We start from the raw sequence: 18,238 nt of genomic DNA, 5'->3' as shown, positions 1-18,238 counted from the left end.
GAGTTACCAAAAATGCATTTTAAATTATTAAATAATTAAAAACAACGCTACTTTTAATTATTTTTAAGATAATTTTCAGAAAAGCACATTCTTGGCCGCTTTAACTTCCTGACCTCTACACCAGCGCCACCACCAACAGCATCAGCGCCAGTGGCGCCTGCACCAGCACGATGCCCGGATGCGTGCGGCGCAGTTGGGCCCACACGGACAGGCCAGGCACTTCCTCGTGCGGATGGTGGGCTTCGTCGCGCAGCGACATCGCGTGCAGGAACATGCCGGCGATCAGGGGGCCGGGGTTGACCCACCAGCCCTGCTCGAGCAAGCCGCGCGACAGGTAGATGGCCAAGGCGCCAATGACGAACGGCGAAGCCCACACCAGCACCAGCATCAAGCGGATGCCATAGAATTCCGCCAGGGTGCCCAGGCGGCGCAAACGGCTGAAATCGTGATCCGCCATGCGCTGTTCGATGGCCAGTTCGGCCCGGCCATACAGGGTCCACAAGCCGCCGAACAGGCACCCCAGCAGCACGCCGATGACGATATCGGCCGCGAACACCGCATATTTGTTGACGTCGGCCGTGCCGATACCCAGCGACGTGTGGGCGGCCGCATGCAGATGCAAGCCGGCCTGCTCGCCTTCGGCCGTCGTATAGCGGTCGCGCACGTCATAGGTGCTGCCGATATACACGACGTTCTTGCGCAGTGCGTCGGCCGCCACGCCAGCCTGGCCATCGATCAGTTTGACGCGCATGCGCGTGGGGTTCAGGAATTGCGGCGCCACGGCGGCCGGGTGAACCGGCGCGGTGACGGCGTTCTGCTCCGCCGCATCCTTCGCGTCGCCGTGGATGACAGGTTCGAATGCCCGGCGCGCCATTTCCTTTTCGCTGCCCGTGCGCCGGGCCAACTGGCACACGCGGCCGGCCAGCGCCAGCACTTCCTTTTGCTCGGACAAGACGGCCGGCATGGGCTGCTTCTGCTCCTGCTCGTCGGCACCATGCGCCAGCTCGAAAGCCACGGCCGCCAGCACGGGGCTTTTCAGTTCGATGCGCGTGACGGCGCCCATGCGTTCACGGATCCGCGGGCTGGCAAAATGCACGCCCGCGGCGCAGCGCGCGCGTATCCACGGCAGGTTCGCATTCCGGTCCGATTGTTCGGGCAGGACCAGCACCAGTTGCCGGCCATCGGCAGCCAGCCGGTCGAGCAGGCGGTCCAGCGGCCGTGCGCCCGCCTTGTGCTGTTCATACACGGCCGGCGCCAGGTCGATGTCAATGGCCAGCACCTTGCTGCCGCGCGCGGCGGCGCTGGCAATCAATTGCTCCAGGCGTGAACGCTCCAGCGGTTCGCGCTCGTCGAAGACTTGTTCGAACGCGGGCTGGTCGATTTCGATGATGCCGGGCCGGTAGGCGGCGCCCGGGTCCTTGCCCCGGTTCAGCAGTTGCCCCTGTTCCGCGCTGGCGCGCAGCATGGCCGCATCGAGCCATTCGAGCACGTGAAAACCTTCCAGCGCCAGCATCAGCGCGGCGATCAGGCTGGCGCCGATCACGTGGTGCAGCAGATGCGTGCCCGTCAGCTTGAAGGCCGAGCCTAGCTGGGCGACCGGCCACAGCAGGCGCCGCCAGAGCGGCGGGCGCGGTTGATCCGGCTGGCTGGTTTCCACGGTGCGTTCCCTTTGCGTACGGTGCTTGAATGATCATTCAAGCACCGGTGATGACGAAAGAATAGTCTATTGCAGTTGTGCCTGTTCCGCCGCACGGCTGGCACGGGCCAGCCCGGCAGCTTACTTCGGCTTGGCCAGCAGCAGCTTGCCCAGCGCTTCGAAGGCCGGTGTGGTGGTCGGATCGTTCGCCGCATTGGCCGCCGTCGGCGTCGACGCAAAACGCACGATCACCATTTCCGCCTTCGGGTCGACATAAATGCGCTGGCCGTACACGCCGCGCGCCATGTAGGCGCCATGGTCGTTATGCGTGACCCACCACATGTCGCGGTAGCTCCAGCCCTTGAGCAAATCATAGCCAGCCTTGGCAAACAGCTGCTTGTCGCCGCCGCGGCGGATATCGTCGACAGCCGCCTTGGGCAAAATCTGCTGGCCGTTGTAGCGGCCATCGTTGCGCAGCATCTCGCCGAAGCGGGCCAGGTCGCGCAAGCCCGCATTCAAGCCGCCGCCGGCAAACGGCGTGCCGGTCGAATCGACCGTCATGTAGGCATCCTGCTCGGCGCCCAGCTTCTGCCAGATATGCTCAGACAGATACGCGTTGACGTTCTGCCCCGTGACGCGGGCGATGATCCATCCCAGCACGTCGGAGTTGACGGTGCGGTAGCCGAACGCCTCGCCATGCCTGCCCTCGTGCTGCACCGTTTGCAGATACTCGAAATAGCTGCGCGGCCCTGTGTAATCCTTGGACTTGGGCAGCGGGCTGCCAGCTGCGGCGTGCTGCCACACTTCCGCTTTTGGGTCCGCGTAATCTTCGCTGAATTTCAGGCCCGTGGTCATGTCGAGCACCTGGCGCACGGTGGCGTCGCCAAACGCCGACCTGGCCAGTTCCGGCACATACTCGGCCACTTTCTTGTTCGGATCGAGCTTGCCTTCGGCCACCAGGGCCGCGCCGATGGTGCCCACCACGGACTTCGTCACCGACATGGCGCCATGCTGGCCACTGTCCTTCAGCACGCCAAGGTAACGTTCATACACGATGCGGCCCCGGTGCAGCACCACGATGCCATCCGTGTAGTTGGCGCCCAGCGACTGCTCCCAGGTCATCGCGTCCTTCGCGCCCAAAGGCGTGAAGCGCAGGCTGTCGATATCCTTGCGCAGCGCGCGCGGCAAAGGCACGGGCGCTTTCAAGCCGCGCGCCACCTCCACCGTCGGCATCAACTGGCGGAAGTGCGACACGCTCCAGCGCAGCTGGGGGAAATTGAAATAGCTGCCATCGTCGAAGCGGATGATTTTATCGGCCGGCGGCGGCGCGCCCACCATCCATTTCAATGCAGCCGGGTCGCTGGTGGCGGATGACAGCGGCGCCGTCGTCTCGGCCGCGTGGGCGCCGGCGGCCAGCGCCAGGCAGGCGGCGGCCAAAGCCAGGCGGCGGGTTTGTGGCAGTGTCTTCATGCATATTCTCCTGTCGTGGCTGGCGCCGGCAGCGGCACTCACTTCATGCGATGAATGCTAACAGAGAAACTTTTTATCTTGTTCTACGGCATCCTATTGTGCGGGCCACGCGCTGAGACTAACGTCTCACCCGCGCGCCATGCTGCAGCGCAGGATGCGCGGTCCCGCGCTTCGTGCTACAAACGAAAACACCATAAACACCAGACATGCGACACTGGAGAGCGCCATGCCCTACGTCCGCCAGACCAGCCATATCGACCGCGTGCGCGACCTGATCGCCGGCCGTATCGTCAATCCAGGAGCCGACATGGCCAGGCTGGCCTCGTCGTACCGGCGCTCGCTGGACGACTACCGGCTCGATCCCGCCTCCACCACGGGGCCGCGCATCCTGACGGGCGCAGAACTGCGCGCCATCCAGCAGTCCGAAGAAGATTTTCTGCGCTCCACGGGCCAGTGCCTGCCGCGCCTGCACGCCATGGTGCGCGAAGCGGGCTACTGCGTCATCCTGGCCAATGCGCGCGGCGTGACGATCGACTACGTGGTCGACACGGATCAGCGCAAGGATTTCAAGAAGGCGGGCCTGTATCCGGGTTCGTGCTGGTCCGAAGAAGAGGAAGGCACCTGCGGCATCGCCTCCGTGCTGCTCGACCACGAAGCCATCACCGTGCACAAGACCGACCATTTCCGCGCCGCGTTCACGGGCCTGACCTGCAGCGCGGCGCCCATTTTTTCGCCGCACGGCAACCTGATCGGCGTGCTCGATGCGTCGGCACTGAGTTCGCCCGACGCGCGCGACAGCCAGCGCCTGGTGAAGCAGCTGGTGCGGCAAGGCGCGACCCTGATCGAGGACGGCTTTTTTCTCAAGTCCTACAGCCATTGCTGCATCCTGCTGGCGCATCGCAACCGCCACTTTGTGGAAGTGCAGCCGGAGATGCTGCTCGCCATCGACGAACATGGCAACGTCGTCGCCGCCAACCGCTGCGCGCGCGACGTCATCGGGGGCCTCGATAGCCTGCCGCGTCCCGTCGCCGAGGTGCTGGAAGTGCGCGCCGAACGGCTGTTCGATGCGCGCGCGGGACACAATCTGCTGTCCTTGCGCCTGGCCGGCGGCAGCACCTGGCTACACGCCCGCGTGCGCGCGCCGCTGCGCCAGGCCAGCGTGCGCCCGCGCGCCACACGCGAGGTAGCTGTTGCGCAAGGCACGCCAAATGTGCTGGCATACACGCCGCAGGAACAGGCCGAGCGCACGCGCATCGTCCACGCCATGAACGCCGCCAAATGGCGTCCGCTGCAAGCGGCGGCCATGCTGGGCATCTCGCGCGCCACCCTGTACCGACGCCTCAAGCAGCTGCACATCGCGCCGCCGCACCGGCAGTAAGCAGCAGAAAAAGCTGAGACTTCCGTCTCAATCGCCGCCATGCTGCGCTGCGGGATGCGGGGCCAGAACGCCAGTGTTACAACATCGTCAGCGGCAACACAGCCGCATCCCATCATAAAGTCAGCAGACTTGGAGGAGACACGATGCAAACCGATAGTAACCCGCACGACCTGGCCGTGGCCGGCATCCTGGAGCAGCTCGAAGGCGCGCTGCGCGCCAGCGACAGCACGGGCGCCGCGCAACTGTTCGAACAGGACGGCTACTGGCGCGACTTGGTGCTGTTTACCTGGAACCTGAAAACCCTGGAAGGCCGCGAACAGATCGCCGCCATGCTGGCCGCCCAATTGGGCGCCGTGCAGCCAGTTTTCATCCGCATCGCCGACGGCGAACATACGGTGGAAGCCGGTGGCGTGCTGCAAAGCTGGATCACGGTGGAGACGAACGTGGCGCGCGGCGTGGGCTTCATCCGCATCCGTGACGGCAAGATCTGGACCCTGCTCACCACCATGAGCGAATTGAAGGGTTTTGAAGAAGCCAAGGGCGGCCGGCGGCCCATGGGCGCGGAACATGGCGCGCGCACGGATCGCAGCAGCTGGCTGGAAAACCGCGAGCGCGAAGCAGCGGAACTGGGCTACGCGCGCCAGCCCTACTGCGTCATCATCGGCGGCGGCCAGGGCGGCATCGCGTTGGGCGCGCGGCTGCGCCAGTTGAACGTCCCCACCATCATCATCGAGAAAAATGCGCGCCCGGGCGACAGCTGGCGCAAGCGCTACAAATCGCTGTGCCTGCACGACCCCGTCTGGTACGACCACATGCCGTATATTCCATTCCCTGACAACTGGCCCGTCTTCACGCCGAAGGACAAGGTCGGCGACTGGCTGGAGATGTACACCAAAGTGATGGAGCTGAACTACTGGGGTTCGACGTCATGCGAATCGGCCAGCTTTGATGACGCCACCGGCGAGTGGACGGTGCAAGTGCTTCGCGACGGCCAGCCCGTCACCCTGAAGCCGAAGCAGCTGGTGCTGGCCACGGGCATGTCGGGTAAGGCGAACATGCCGAAGTTCAAGGGCATGGACGTATTCCAGGGCGAGCAGCAGCACTCGTCGCAGCATCCGGGGCCGGACGCGTATGTGGGCAAGAAGGTGGTGGTGGTCGGCGCGAACAATTCCGCGCACGATATCTGCGCCGCCCTGTGGGAAGCGGGCGTGGACGTGACCATGGTGCAGCGCTCGTCGACGCACATCGTCAAGTCCGACTCGCTGATGGACCTGGCGCTGGGCGACCTGTATTCGGAACGGGCGCTGGCGGCCGGCATGACGACGGCCAAGGCCGACCTGACGTTCGCCTCGATCCCCTATAAAATCCTGGCCGACTTCCAGAAACCCGTCTTCAAGGCCATCCGCGAGCGCGACGCGGACTTTTATGCGCGCCTGGAAGAACGGGGCTTCATGCTCGATTTCGGCGATGACGATTCCGGCCTGTTCATGAAATACCTGCGCCGCGGCTCCGGCTACTACATCGACGTGGGTGCCTCCGAGCTGGTCGCCGATGGCAAGATCAAGCTGAAAAGCGGCGTCGGCGTGCAGGAACTGAATGCCCATTCCATCGTGCTGTCCGACGGCACGGAACTGCCGGCCGACCTGGTGGTGTACGCCACCGGCTACGGCTCCATGAATGGCTGGGCGGCCGACCTGATCTCGCCCGAAGTGGCCAACAAGGTGGGCAAGGTATGGGGACTGGGTTCCGCCACGACGAAGGACCCGGGCCCGTGGGAGGGCGAGCAGCGCAATATGTGGAAGCCTACGCAGCAGCAAGCCTTGTGGTTCCACGGCGGTAACCTGCACCAGTCGCGCCACTATTCGCAGTACTTGTCGCTGCAGCTGAAGGCGCGCATGGAAGGCTTGACTACCCCCGTGTATGGACAGCAGCAGGTGCATCACCTGTCCTGAACCACTGTGTAGAGACGAAAAAAATGGCGGCGGACTGAAGTCCTCCGCCATTTTTACGTTGCAGCGAAAATGTGGGGTCAGACCCGCCGGGGGAATGTTACCCAATGGGGAACATTCCAATCACGCAGTGACTGACCCCAGCAGTTTATTGCTTGATCGCTTCGATAGCAAAAGTCAAAGTCACATCATCGCTGACGGCTGGCGCATATTTGCCAGCGTTAAATTCCGAGCGCTTGATTTTGGCCGCGGCGTTGGCGCCGCAAGCGTCTTTCTTCAGCATCGGGTGCGGTGCGCAGGCGAACGAGGTGACGGTCAGGGTGACTGGCTTGGTCACGCCTTTCAGGGTCAGGTTGCCGTCGACGGAGGCCAGCTTGTCGCCGTCGAAATTGAACTTGGTCGATTTGTAGATGGCGACCGGGAACTTGTCAGTTTCAAGGAAACCATCGCCCTGGATGTGCGAGTTGAACAGGGTCGAACCCGTATCGACGGATTTGGTGTCGATCAGCACTTCGACGGCGCCCGTCTTGGCGGCGCGGTCCAGCGTGACCTTGCCGGTGGTGTTATTGAAACGGCTTTGCTGCGTCGAGAAACCCATGTGGGTGTACTCGAAACGGGGGAAAGTGTGGCTGCCATCGATGACATAGACTTCAGGAGCGGCAACGGCGGACAGCGAGAAGCCGGCGGCGGCGATAAAAGCGAGCAGTTTTTTCATTGTAGGTTCCTAACAAAAAGTGGAGGATGTCAAAACCGCAAGCAGCTGCAGGCGAACGGCGCCTGGGGCTGATTGTCTGGCTTCAGTTGCAATGGATTATGCATGGCATGAAGATCGATGTAAAACGGAAAATATACCTAGTTAGCATCGATAAAATCGATAATAACGACGATACTGGCCGTGACAGCGCCTTCTGCTGCCGATTATTATCTGCATTGTCAAAAATATCCAGCGTTATCCAGGTTCTCAGATATTGCATTAAATGAGAATGATTCTTGTTATTATCCTGTGAGATGGTTATCATCGCTGCCCTGGCGGGCATGCAGCGCCGCCTTGATTCAACCATAATAGAGCAGAAACAGAGCAGAAAAACCATGACGGCCACCCGCCACGATACGAGCACAGTGAACGCGTACACCACCACCACCCAGTCCCGCAGCCTGGACCTGACAGCCGGCGCCTTCGCCTGATGCCGGAACCGCACGCCCAGGCCCCCCTGCGCGAAGCGCACGGCGTGCGCCTGCGCCGCTGGGCCTGGACCGCCGCTGGCGCCCTGATGGTGCTGCTGGGGATCATCGGCGCCGTGCTGCCCGTCATGCCGACGACGATTTTCCTGATCCTCGCCCTGGCCTGCTTCAGCCGCGCCTCGCCGCGCCTGGAGCACTGGCTGCTGCAGCATCCCCGCTTCGGCCCGTCGCTGCGCCAGTGGCGCGAACACCGTGCCGTCTCGCGGCGCGGCAAGGCCATGGCTTGCCTGGGCATGGCCATCGGCTTTGTCGCCATGTGCCTGGGCCATCCGCCGTGGTGGGTCATCGCCATGGTAGGCGCCATGGAAATCGCCGTCCTCATCTACCTGTTGCGGCGTCCCGAAGGCCCTGCCGCCAGCGGAGCAGAATCTGCCCGCGAAGAGGGCAATGGCAAGCAGTAACCGGCCCTTCCCGCGTCGAAAAAACGGCAAGTCAGCCGAACTTCACATAAAAACACCGTGATGCCTGCGCGGGGCGCGTCGAACTTCTCACCAGGATTCGGCTCCGCCACGCCAGCCCACGCGATTAAATTCGGCAAGAACGCGACTTTCCCGCTTTTACAACTTGAAAACAGACGCATAGACATTATTTGCATATTCAAAGCAAGATTCTGTCGTAGGAGTAATAACACGATCGGAGGTATACTACGCAACCGACGTAACAGGCTGGGCGATTTGGCCCCTGCAAGCAAGCCTGTCACGGTCCAATAAAAAAGGAAACACTGCATGACCACACCACACCGTACGCCGGTGATTCGCATCGACGGCGCGAACAAGACCTTCGCGCTGCCCAAGGGCGAACAATTCCACGCGGTCAAATCGGTCACGCTGGAAGTCTATCCCGGTGATATTTTCGGCCTGATCGGCAAGAGCGGCGCCGGCAAATCGACCTTGCTGCGCCTGATTAACCTGCTGGAGCGTCCCGACAGCGGCACCATTACCGTGGCCGGGCGCGAATTGACACGCCTGGGCAAGAGCGAATTGCGCGACGCGCGCCAGAACATCGGCATGATTTTCCAGCAATTCAATTTGCTGCAAAACGCCAGCGTCTTCGACAACGTCGCCTTCCCCTTGAAAATCCATGGCACGACCAAGGGCGAGCAAATCGCCGCCCGCGTCGAGGAATGCCTGGCCCTCGTGGGTTTGTCCGACAAGCTGCACAGCTATCCGGCGCAATTGTCCGGCGGGCAGAAACAACGCGTGGCGATTGCCCGCGCCCTGGCCAGCCATCCCGACGTGCTGCTGTGCGACGAGCCGACGTCCGCGCTGGACGCGGAAACCACGCGCGCCCTGCTCGACACTTTGCGCGACATCAATGCGCGCCTGGGTGTGACCATCGTCATCGTCAGCCATGAACTGTCGGTGCTGGGCACCATCTGCAACCGCGTGGCCGTCGTGGAAAACGGCGCCATCGCCGAACAATTCGATTTGAGCGACACGGCCACCCCGCGCAAGACGGCGCTGGGACGCGAGCTGGCGTATTACGGCACCGAGGCGTTTGAAGCCACCGCATGGAAGGATGCAACACATGTTTGAAGAATCGATCAATAACGTCATCAAGCTGCTGCCGGAAATCTGGGTGGCGCTGGGCCAGACCATGGCGATGCTGGGCATAGGATTGAGCGCCGCCATCCTGATCGGCGGCCCGCTGGGCATTGTGCTATTCCTCGTCTCGGAAGGCCAGTCGCTGGAAAACCGTCCGCTGTCGACGATTTTGGGCTGGCTGGTGAATACCGTACGCAGCTTCCCCTTCATCATCTTGCTGGTCGCCCTGACGCCGTTTACGCGCATCATCGCGGGCACCTCGATCGGCCCGCTGGCGGCTGCCGTGCCGCTGTCGTTCGCCGCCATTCCCTACCTGGCGCGCCTGATGGAACAGAACCTGCGCGAAGTGCCGCGCGGCGTGATCGAGGCGGCGCATGCCATGGGCGCGTCGGAAATGCAGATCATTTTCCGCGTGCTGCTGGTCGAAGCGCGCTCCGGCCTGGTGCTGGCGCTGACCGTGTTGTCGATCAGCTTCCTGTCGTATTCGGCCGTAGCCGGCGTGGTGGGCGGCGGCGGCATCGGCGACCTGGCCATCCGCTACGGCTACTACCGCTTCGAGACAGACATCATGGTCGTCACCGTGGCCATCCTGATCGTGCTGGTGCAAACCATCCAGTTCGCCGGCACACGCATCGCCAAGCGCCTCGACAAACGTTAATTCATCTTCAGAAACAAGGACCTACATGAACCACCTTCGCCGCACCCTGCTCCTGGCCGCCACCAGCCTGGCCTTCGCCACCGCTGCCCACGCCAAGGACCCGAAAGAACTCGTCATCGGCACCAGCTCCGGCCCGTATTCGGACCAGCTGAAGCTGGGCATCAAGCCTATCCTGGAAAAACAGGGCTACAAGGTCAGGATCGTTGAATTCAACGACTACGTGCAGCCGAACTACGCGCTGGCCGAAGGTTCGCTGGACGCCAACGTGTTCCAGCACATCGTCTATCTGACCAAGTTCGCCACCGATAACAAGCTGCCATTGAGCTCATTGATCACCGTGCCGACCATGCCGATAGGCCTGTACGGCGGCAAGCAAAAGTCCTTGGCCGAAGTGAAGAACGGCGCCACCATCACCATGCCGAACGATCCGACCAACCAGGCGCGCGCGCTGGTGATGCTGGCCAAGATGGGCTGGATCAAGCTCAAACCGAACGTCGATCCGCTGCGCGCTTCCGAGCGCGACGTGCTGGAAAACCCGAAGAAGCTGAAACTGGTGCCACTGGAAGCGGCGCAGCTGCCACGTTCGCTGGCGGACGCCGACTACGCTTTTGTGAACGGCAACTTCGCCCTGGCTGCCGGCATGAAGCTGACGTCAGCCCTGAGCGTGGAAAAGATCTCGGACAGCTATATCAACCTGGTGGCCATCCGCACGGCCGACAAGGCCAAGCCATGGGTCAAGGACCTGGAAGCGGCCTACCGTTCGCGCGCCTTCCTCGACGCAACGAACAAATACCTGGCCGGCTACGAAAAGACGGACTACCAGCTGGCGCTGGAAAAGACGCTGAAAAAATAAACCGGCGCAGGCAATGCAAAAAGGACGGTCAGGTGCAAACCCGGCCGTCCTTTTTTATTCTGCGCGCCACGCAGGCGCTGTCACGCAATGCTTAGAAGCGATAGCCGACGCCTACGCCGATCAGGACAGGGTCGATCTTGACTTCGCTGGCCTTGTCGGCGCCGACGAATACGTCGCTGCGGATCTGTACTTTCTTGATGTCGAAGTTCAGCGACCAGTTTTTATCCAGCTTGTAATCGACACCGGCTTGCAGCGAGAAGCCCCAGCTGTCGTGCTCCAGGCGGCCAGCGCCATCCAGCAGTTTCACGCTCGAAATATTCGTGTAGTTCACGCCTGCACCCACGTATGGGCTGAACTGTTTTTCCGGCATGAAGTGGTATTGCAGCGACAGGGTCGGCGGCAGATGCTTGAATGTGCCGATATTTTTGCCACCCAAGGTGACGTCATGCTTTTGCGGATACGTCAGGATCAGCTCGGCAGCGATGTTCGGGGTGAAGAAATACGAAATATCGATTTCAGGAATCGTCTTGCTGCTGACATGTATCGTGTCCGATGCGCCAGCGCCCAAGACCGGCGTGGATTTGTTGGCGGGATCGATATGCACGGCGCGGGCGCGCACCAGCCATGGGCTTTCCTGAGCCATTGCATTGCCGGCGAATGCGCCGATGGCGGCCAAAACGATTGCTGCTGCAGTTGCGGACGTTTTCATTATGTTTTCCTCTGTCGTTAAGTAACGCTGCGAAGTCTATGAGTGCAGTGCAACAAAAACTTTGATCCACATCAAATAGTGCTAGATGGCATCACTAGAGGGATTTTTTTCTTTGCCCAGGTCAAGAAAATGCGGCATTGCAAAATTAAGCCGCTCGGCAAACACGCGCACGCGCGGCGACAATTGCCGGTGATGGGATACAGCACGGACACGGGCAAGGGGCCGGGACGCACGGCCCCCAGCACTTCCACCAGCTCGCCGGTGGCCAGCGCCTGCTCCAGGTGGTGGCGGGGCGCCTGGATCAAGCCCAGGCCCACTCGGCGGCAGGCGTGATACGCGTCGGCATTGTTGACGGACACGCTGCCCGGCAAGGCCACGCTGTGCCGCTGTCCTGCCACCTTGAAATCGAAGGGCCAGACCTTGCCCGTCTGGGCGGAAAAGAAATTCACGGCGCGGTGGCCATCGAGCTGCGCCAGATTCTCCGGCGTGCCGTGCGCGGCCAGGTAGGCGGGGCTGGCGCACGTCACCTGTTCCAGCAGCGCCAGCCGGCGCGCCAGCATGGACGAGGCAGTCGCCCATGCCGAATTCCAGTTCGATCAAGGGATAGCGGCACAGAACTGATCCAGCACGGGCATGACGAAATGCATGGCCAAGGTCGCGTGCAAGTCGATGCGCAGCTTGATCGGGCGTGGGCGTGACTTGCCGCGTGGTCCGCTGCAGCAGGCGCACGCGCAATCGCGCTTCGAGCTGTTTGATCGCATGCGTGACGGTCGCCTTCGGATAAGCAAGGTCATGTGCCGCCTGCGTGAAACTGCGTAACTCGACGATCCGGGTAAGCAGACGCATCGCAGCAAATCGGTCCATGCCCCTCCATTGTTATTGTCTGCTGCACAGTGTAGCGATTTGAGCATCATTTTTCCATTGTCCCCATAACCCTGACACAAGTTGCCCGTCACGCAATCGTCACTTGCGCCGATGTCACTGGATCGCCGCCTGCCCGCGCAGGATAATGCTTGCAGTTCGCACATGAGAATAGTAATGATTATCATTTGCGATATAATGCAGGTTCACGCTTAAGCGCACGCTCAGGCGATCATAAAAGGAATGGGAGACATGGATATATTGAGGGAACTGCGTGAATCGGGCTTGAAAGTGACCATCCCCCGCTTGCGGATTCTGCAGCTGTTTCAAGAAGGCACGATCAAGCACCTGAGTGCGGACGATGTCTACAAACTCTTGCTGGCTGAAAAAATCGACGTGGGTCTGGCCACCATCTACCGCGTGCTGATGCAGTTTGCCGAAGCGGGCATCCTGTTTCGCCGGCATTTCGAATCGGGCCATGCCGTCTTCGAGCTCAATGAAGGCCAGCACCACGATCACCTGGTCTGCACCGGTTGCGGCAAGGTCGACGAATTCGTCGATGAAGGCATCGAACTGCGCCAGAATGAAATCGCCGCCGAGCGGGGTTTCGTGCTGCACGAGCACGCGCTGTCGCTGTACGGCACCTGTGCCGAGTGCACGGCGAAGAAAATTCCGCCGCGCCGCGCCTGAAGGCGCTTGGGCCGCCTGGGCGCCAGTGCCTTGGGGTAAGATTCGCTCAAGCTTGAGAAAGGATCACCCATGTACATCGGAGAAATCGCCCGCCTGGCGGGCACCTCGCCCAAGGCCTTGCGCCACTATGAAACGCTGGGCTTGCTGGGCGACGTGCGCCGTTCCGGCGCCTACCGCGTCTACACGCAGCAAGACCTGGCGCAAGTCAGACTCATACGCCAGGCGCAGGCCCTGGGTTTCCGCCTGGCCGAACTGCTGCCCATCCTGGCCGGCGACGACACCGACTGGGCCGCCCTGTCCCGGCATATCGCCGCCAAGCGCGCGCAAGTGCAGCAGGATATCGCCCGCCTGCGCCGGCTCGACGCGCAATTGGCCGACATCGACACGGAAATCCGCGACTGCCTGGCACACCAGCGCCTTCAAACGGCCGCTTGACTCTGCCACTAGGGACAGGCTTTAGCATGCAAGCTGCTCTTTACTGGAAAGCCTGCATCATGACCAAGACGACACCCAAGCGCATTTTAATCCTCCTCGGCCACCCGTCCAGCGACAGTTTCTGCGCCGCCCTGGCCGAGGCCTACGCCGCCACGGCCCGCAGCGCAGGCCACAGCGTGCGCGAACTGCGCCTGGGCCAGCTGGACTTCGACCCCATCCTGCACGAAGGCTACCGCCAGGTACAGCCGCTGGAAGCGGACTTGCTGGCGGCGCAGGAAGCCATCAGCTGGGCCGAGCACCTGGTGTTCGCCTACCCCATCTGGTGGGGCGGCGCGCCGGCCCTGCTGAAAGGCTTTGTCGACCGCGTCTTCCTGCCCGGCTACGCCTTCAAGTACCGTCCGGGCAAGGCTTTCCCGGCCCAGCTGCTGAAAGGCCGCACGGCGCAGCTGCTGGTGACGATGGACACGCCGCCCTGGTATTTCCGCTGGGTCTACCACATGCCCGGCATTCACCAGCTGCGCAAGACGACCCTGGAATTTTGCGGCGTCAAGCCGGTCAAAGTGGCCAGCTTTGGCCCCATGATCGATTCCACCGAAGCGCAGCGGGCGCGCTGGCTGGAACAGGCGCAGGCGCTGGCCCGGCGCCTGTAGGCCCGGCAACGGCTTGCCATGCAGCCATCTTGCATACGGTTTTGACAAGCTGGTAATCAAGCCGTCATATTCAAAGGCTACCATGATGATATTGCCTGTTTGTCAGTCGCCTTGCCGTCGCGACAACAAGGGTCCGATCGTCATGTAAAGGTAACCGCTGTGGAGTTCAACGCTTCTCGATTGCATCTTCCCCGTTATCGCACGTCCGTGGCGTTTGATCTGTGCATACCCACGGAATCGGTGCAGGCCGACGCCAGCAATTTCGCCGTACTGGAACTGTTCACGGAACGACGCGATATGATGAGTTTGCCCGTCACGGAGCAGCAGAAGCCCATCGGCTTGATCAGCCGCAATATCTTCATGTCGCAGATGTCCAAACCCTTCTACCACGAGGTGTACGGCAAGAAGAGCTGCATCGCATTCATGGACAAGGAGCCGCTGATCGTCGACGGTGCCATGAGCATCGAAGACCTCACCTTCCGCGCCGTGGAAGCGGGCGAAAAGGCCCTGGCCGACGGCTTCATCATCACCGAGGATGGCGCGCTGGCCGGCGTGGGCTTCGGCTTGCAGCTGATGAACGTGGTAGCCACCATGCAGGCGGAAAAGAACCGGCAAATCATGCACAGCATCGATTACGCCAGCGTGATCCAGCGCGCCCTGCTGCGCACCTCCGATGCGGAACTGCGCGCCACCCTGCCCGACGCCCACCTGGAATGGCAGCCGCGCGACGTGGTCGGAGGCGATTTTTACTTCTTCGAGCGCCACGCAGGCGGCTGGTTCGCCGCCATCGCCGACTGCACGGGCCACGGCGTGCCGGGCGCCTTCATGACCCTGATCGCCTCGTCGGCCCTGAGCCAGGCCCTGCGCGAGCTGGGGCCGCACGATCCGGCCGCCCTGATCGGCGCCGTCAGCCGCGCCATCAAGACTTTGCTCGGCCAGGACGGCGCCGGCAGCGGCCACGCCGGTTCGAACGACGGCATGGATTGCGCCTTCCTGTGCCATGACGACGCCAGCGCCAGCCTGCGTTTCGCCGGCGCGAAACTGGCGCTGCACGTGGTCGCGCCCGGCGAAGAGGTCGTGCGCGCCATCGAAGGCGCGCGCATGGGCGTGGGCTATGTCGATACGCCGGCCGACTACTGCTGGCACAACGAGACGCTAGCCATACCCGCCGGCAGCCTGCTGTTCATCACCACTGACGGCTTGCTCGACCAGATCGGCGGCGCGCGCGACATCGCCTATGGCAAGCGGCGCATGCGCGAGCAGCTGCTGGCGCAACGCGATGCGCGGGCCGGCGACGTGGCGGCGGCGCTGCTGCAGGATAGCGCCACCTGGCAGGGAGCGCAGCCGCGCCGCGACGACCTGACCTTTTTCTGTTTCCGCCTGTAGTTTTGGCGCCATCGAGCCACCTTATCAACAAGAAACCGGGTCACCGGCTAGCCAGGAGCACGGACGTGCTGTACGAAGAATTCAACGAGTTTTGGGATGTGGCGCGCAAGCGCAACATCATCTTTTTTTACGTGGGCTATTTCTCGCAGCACGTGGTGAACGCCATTTCCGAAACCATCAAGGCGCGCCTCGACACGGCCGGTGCGGCAGGGCCCACGCGGCGGCGCATCTTTTCCTCGTTCATCGAGATGTCGCAAAACATCATGCATTATTCCGCCGACAGCCTGACGCCCGACGCGCAGCTGGACCAGCAGATGCGGCGCGGCTCATTCTGCATCGGCACGCGCGGCGACAGCTTTTTTCTGCTGTGCGCCAACCCTGTCTCGACCGACAACGTGGCGCAAATCCGCGCCCGCCTGGAACCGCTACACACCATGACGATGGAAGAAATCCGCCTGGCGTATAAAAAGGCCCTGCGCGAGGAAGCGCCGGCCGACAGCAAGGGCGCGGGCCTGGGTTTCCTCACCATGGCGCGCGACGCCAGCGAGCCGCTGGAATTCGAATTCGTCCAGGATCCCCAGGAGCCGGGCCACACCATCTTCTGCATCAAAGCCATCATTTGAAAGAGCCGACTCAGGAAAGCATATGCAATTACCGCCACCACTGTTCATCGCCGCGACTCCGAGTTCGCCCGAAATCGACTTCCGTTTCGAGCTGCACACCCTGTCGATCAAGGGCGAGTCATATCCGGAAAACGCGGCCGCCTTCTATGGCCCGCTGATCGCCGCCGTGCGCGCCTACCTGGAAGGCTGCCGCGAGAGCGCCATCACCGTCAACGTCTCGCTGGCCTACTTCAACAGCTCCAGTACGAAGATGCTGTTTACCCTGTTCGACACCCTGAACCAGGCGGCTGTGGACGGCAACCAGGTGCGCCTGAACTGGTACCACGACGAGGACGACGACACCATCCTGGAATTCGGCCAGGAGCTGCAGCAGGACTTTACGGCGCTGGACTTCCGCGACCATCCCGTGCAGGGCAGCTAGGGCATGCGCGCCGCCATCTCCGAGTCCGGCCTCGAACCCGACCTGTTCACCGTGGAAGCGGCGGCGCTGGCTGCCGCACGCCGCATGCACGCCGACGTCCATGCCAGCGGCGAGGCGCAACGCCGCGTGCTCGGTGAACTGATCGTCCACTACGAGCGGCTGATGCGCGAGACGCGGCGCCTGATCGGCCGCAGCGACCGCGCCGAGCGCGACATGCATTTGCTGAACCGCCAGTTGCAAACCCTGGCCGGCCAGCTCGAATACCGCGCCACGCACGACCCGCTGACGGGCGCCCTGAACCGCGGCGCCGTGATCGACCATGCCTCGCGCTGCCTGGCGCAGGGCGACATGGCGCTGATCGTGCTCGACATCGATCTGTTCAAGCAGGTCAACGACGATTTCGGCCACCCGGCCGGCGACGGCGTGATCCAGGCCGTGGTCGACTGCCTGAAGGGACTGCTGGGACAGGAGACGGCCATCGGGCGGGTGGGCGGTGAAGAGTTTTCCGTGGTCTGGCCCACCTCCTCGCGCGACGACGCGGCGACAGTGGCGCAGCGCATCTGCGAGAGCGTCGGCCGCCAACGCCATGCGGCGCCCATCACGCGTCCCGTCACCGTCAGCGTGGGCCTGAGCTGGAACCGCGCCGGCACGGCCTTTGAGACGGCCTACAGCCATGCCGACCAGGCCCTGTACCAGGCCAAGCGCGAAGGACGCAACTGCGTGCGCCAGTGGCTGGAAAGCTGAAGCGGGGGAGCTAGCGGGTATGCTCGCGCGCCATGCTGCCGTCACGGCGCATGGCGGCTGCCGCGCGCTGCATGGCCGCCACCTGCGCCTCGGGCACCTTGAGGTTACAGGCCAGGTAAGTCTGCACGCGGTTGAAGGTCAGCAGCGGCACCACCTTGCCCTCCCACTCCTTGCCGGCAAACGGCTTGCTGCCCACCGCCATGCCCACGGCCCACAGATCGATGCGCCCGAGCAGCAGTTTTTGCGGATTGAGCCACTCCTGCGTCACGGGCGCCACGCTCAGGCCATGCTGGCGCAGATAGTCATCGCGCGCGTCGCCCAGCACCGTGCCGATCACCAGGCCGCGCGCATCGGCTAGCGTGCGCAGCGTCAGATGCCGCTCGGCCAGGCCATACAGTATCCACTCCGCTTCGTTGAGGGGGCCGATCCAGCGAAATTGCGCTTCGCGCTCTTGCGTGCGCGTGGTGGAAAAGATGCAGGTATCACGCTCGCGCAGCGCCTGCGCATACGCGCGCTTCCACGGCAGCAATTCGATACTGTAGGCAAGACCGGCGCGCGCCATGATCTGGCGCACCTTCGTGGTTTCGCGTCCCACGACGACATTGCCTTCCATCATGCTCGATGGCGGCAAGTGCTCGCCAACGATACGCAGACCTGCCGCCGCGGCCAGCGCCGGCATCAGCAGCACCACTGCCAGCAGCCATGCCATGCTTGCTTGTTTCATGCTTGCTTTCATCTGCTACAGGGGATTCAAACCGATGTTACCATCGGCCCGTGCCAGCATCGCCGCATATTGTCAACTACACCATTTATTTTCCGCAACGTGGCAACAGGCCAAGGCCGGGACGATCACCATGCAGGGGAAAAGGGGAAGAATAACTGGCGGAAAACAGTAGGAGTCGAACCTACGGGAGAACGTCTGACGCCCTCCACCGGGTTTGAAGCCCGGCCACATCACCGGATGAGTGTGCTTTCCGCGGTGCCTGAGC

General features: G+C 62.5%; 21 protein-coding genes, 1 tRNA gene and 1 pseudogene. 15 read left to right on the top strand and 8 right to left on the bottom strand.

All coding sequences use genetic code 11. The features are described from left to right. Nucleotides 1-115 precede the first annotated feature (115 nt). Nucleotides 116-1,657, bottom strand: a complete 1,542-nt coding sequence (locus tag ACQ4WP_RS13790) for a CHASE2 domain-containing protein (RefSeq protein WP_436521445.1) — start codon at nt 1,655-1,657, stop codon at nt 116-118. 120 nt (nt 1,658-1,777) lie between these two features. Next, complete coding sequence (locus ACQ4WP_RS13785; protein WP_436521443.1) at nt 1,778-3,106, bottom strand: serine hydrolase domain-containing protein; 1,329 nt, start codon at nt 3,104-3,106, stop codon at nt 1,778-1,780. Between the two features lie 226 nt (nt 3,107-3,332). Between ACQ4WP_RS13785 and ACQ4WP_RS13780 the strand changes: the two genes are divergently transcribed. Then, the gene (locus ACQ4WP_RS13780; RefSeq protein ID WP_436521441.1) at nt 3,333-4,484 is read left to right on the top strand and encodes a sigma-54-dependent Fis family transcriptional regulator; all 1,152 of its coding nucleotides are present in this window, start codon (nt 3,333-3,335) and stop codon (nt 4,482-4,484) included. A gap of 143 nt (nt 4,485-4,627) precedes the next feature. Then, entirely contained in the window at nt 4,628-6,436 is a 1,809-nt protein-coding gene (locus ACQ4WP_RS13775; protein WP_436521439.1) for an NAD(P)-binding domain-containing protein, read from the top strand. A 145-nt stretch (nt 6,437-6,581) separates the two neighbouring features. On the opposite strand, the gene ACQ4WP_RS13770 is transcribed toward ACQ4WP_RS13775, so the two are convergent. After that, nucleotides 6,582-7,148, bottom strand: coding sequence for a YceI family protein (locus ACQ4WP_RS13770; protein ID WP_436521437.1), 567 nt, complete (start codon nt 7,146-7,148; stop codon nt 6,582-6,584). A gap of 26 nt (nt 7,149-7,174) precedes the next feature. Between ACQ4WP_RS13770 and ACQ4WP_RS13765 the strand changes: the two genes are divergently transcribed. The 6 genes from ACQ4WP_RS13765 to ACQ4WP_RS13740 all read left to right on the top strand — a co-directional run bounded on the left by ACQ4WP_RS13765 (nt 7,175) and on the right by ACQ4WP_RS13740 (nt 10,730). Continuing rightward, nucleotides 7,175-7,414: a hypothetical protein gene (locus ACQ4WP_RS13765; RefSeq protein ID WP_436521435.1), complete on the top strand. Its 240-nt coding sequence runs from the start codon at nt 7,175-7,177 to the stop codon at nt 7,412-7,414. A 9-nt stretch (nt 7,415-7,423) separates the two neighbouring features. Further along, entirely contained in the window at nt 7,424-7,618 is a 195-nt protein-coding gene (locus ACQ4WP_RS13760) for a hypothetical protein (protein ID WP_436521433.1), read from the top strand. Beyond that, nucleotides 7,618-8,076: a YbaN family protein gene (locus ACQ4WP_RS13755; RefSeq protein WP_436521431.1), complete on the top strand. Its 459-nt coding sequence runs from the start codon at nt 7,618-7,620 to the stop codon at nt 8,074-8,076. The genes ACQ4WP_RS13760 and ACQ4WP_RS13755 overlap by 1 nt, the downstream gene beginning before the upstream one ends. A gap of 324 nt (nt 8,077-8,400) precedes the next feature. After that, nucleotides 8,401-9,210, top strand: a complete 810-nt coding sequence (locus tag ACQ4WP_RS13750) for a methionine ABC transporter ATP-binding protein (protein ID WP_436521429.1) — start codon at nt 8,401-8,403, stop codon at nt 9,208-9,210. Further along, on the top strand, nt 9,203-9,877 hold the full coding sequence (locus ACQ4WP_RS13745; protein ID WP_436521427.1) for a methionine ABC transporter permease: 675 nt from the start codon (nt 9,203-9,205) through the stop codon (nt 9,875-9,877). Before ACQ4WP_RS13750 ends, ACQ4WP_RS13745 begins: the two co-directional genes overlap by 8 nt. A gap of 25 nt (nt 9,878-9,902) precedes the next feature. Further along, complete coding sequence (locus tag ACQ4WP_RS13740) at nt 9,903-10,730, top strand: MetQ/NlpA family ABC transporter substrate-binding protein (protein ID WP_436521425.1); 828 nt, start codon at nt 9,903-9,905, stop codon at nt 10,728-10,730. Between the two features lie 91 nt (nt 10,731-10,821). Here ACQ4WP_RS13740 and ACQ4WP_RS13735 read toward each other — a convergent pair whose 3' ends face one another. The 3 genes and pseudogenes from ACQ4WP_RS13735 to ACQ4WP_RS13725 form a co-directional block, all read right to left on the bottom strand. Beyond that, nucleotides 10,822-11,439, bottom strand: a complete 618-nt coding sequence (locus tag ACQ4WP_RS13735; RefSeq protein WP_436521423.1) for an OmpW/AlkL family protein — start codon at nt 11,437-11,439, stop codon at nt 10,822-10,824. A gap of 71 nt (nt 11,440-11,510) precedes the next feature. After that, nucleotides 11,511-11,999, bottom strand: coding sequence for a LysR substrate-binding domain-containing protein (locus ACQ4WP_RS13730; protein ID WP_436521421.1), 489 nt, complete (start codon nt 11,997-11,999; stop codon nt 11,511-11,513). Nucleotides 12,000-12,135: 136 nt separating this feature from the next. Continuing rightward, nucleotides 12,136-12,285 (bottom strand): annotated as a pseudogene (locus ACQ4WP_RS13725) (helix-turn-helix domain-containing protein); the annotation flags it as partial. Between the two features lie 267 nt (nt 12,286-12,552). Between ACQ4WP_RS13725 and fur the strand changes: the two are divergent. The 7 genes from fur to ACQ4WP_RS13690 all read left to right on the top strand — a co-directional run bounded on the left by fur (nt 12,553) and on the right by ACQ4WP_RS13690 (nt 17,249). After that, the gene (gene fur / locus ACQ4WP_RS13720; RefSeq protein ID WP_152258217.1) at nt 12,553-12,990 is read left to right on the top strand and encodes a ferric iron uptake transcriptional regulator; all 438 of its coding nucleotides are present in this window, start codon (nt 12,553-12,555) and stop codon (nt 12,988-12,990) included. A gap of 69 nt (nt 12,991-13,059) precedes the next feature. Beyond that, nucleotides 13,060-13,425, top strand: a complete 366-nt coding sequence (locus ACQ4WP_RS13715) for a MerR family transcriptional regulator (protein WP_436521419.1) — start codon at nt 13,060-13,062, stop codon at nt 13,423-13,425. Nucleotides 13,426-13,451: 26 nt separating this feature from the next. Next, on the top strand, nt 13,452-14,075 hold the full coding sequence (locus ACQ4WP_RS13710) for an NAD(P)H-dependent oxidoreductase (RefSeq protein ID WP_436521417.1): 624 nt from the start codon (nt 13,452-13,454) through the stop codon (nt 14,073-14,075). 240 nt (nt 14,076-14,315) lie between these two features. Then, on the top strand, nt 14,316-15,461 hold the full coding sequence (locus ACQ4WP_RS13705; RefSeq protein ID WP_436521676.1) for a SpoIIE family protein phosphatase: 1,146 nt from the start codon (nt 14,316-14,318) through the stop codon (nt 15,459-15,461). 65 nt (nt 15,462-15,526) lie between these two features. Beyond that, nucleotides 15,527-16,084 carry a SiaB family protein kinase gene (locus ACQ4WP_RS13700; protein ID WP_034756676.1) on the top strand — a complete coding sequence of 186 codons (558 nt, stop codon included), beginning with the start codon at nt 15,527-15,529 and terminating at the stop codon, nt 16,082-16,084. A 22-nt stretch (nt 16,085-16,106) separates the two neighbouring features. Further along, a complete protein-coding gene (locus tag ACQ4WP_RS13695; protein WP_436521415.1) occupies nt 16,107-16,505 on the top strand; it encodes a DUF1987 domain-containing protein in 399 nt (132 codons plus the stop codon). Between the two features lie 3 nt (nt 16,506-16,508). After that, nucleotides 16,509-17,249: a GGDEF domain-containing protein gene (locus ACQ4WP_RS13690; RefSeq protein ID WP_436521413.1), complete on the top strand. Its 741-nt coding sequence runs from the start codon at nt 16,509-16,511 to the stop codon at nt 17,247-17,249. Nucleotides 17,250-17,259: 10 nt separating this feature from the next. Here the strand turns inward: ACQ4WP_RS13690 and ACQ4WP_RS13685 are convergent, their stop codons facing one another. Together ACQ4WP_RS13685 and ACQ4WP_RS13680 are read right to left on the bottom strand one after the other, a co-directional pair. Continuing rightward, the gene (locus ACQ4WP_RS13685) at nt 17,260-17,973 is read right to left on the bottom strand and encodes a substrate-binding periplasmic protein (RefSeq protein ID WP_436521411.1); all 714 of its coding nucleotides are present in this window, start codon (nt 17,971-17,973) and stop codon (nt 17,260-17,262) included. Between the two features lie 156 nt (nt 17,974-18,129). Next, nucleotides 18,130-18,225, bottom strand: a tRNA-Sec gene (locus ACQ4WP_RS13680). Nucleotides 18,226-18,238 lie beyond the last annotated feature (13 nt).

The sequence above is a fragment of the Janthinobacterium lyxosi genome, assembly GCF_051380665.1.
Lineage (GTDB): Bacteria > Pseudomonadota > Gammaproteobacteria > Burkholderiales > Burkholderiaceae_D > Janthinobacterium.
This window is presented reverse-complemented; position numbering and strand designations above follow the sequence as displayed.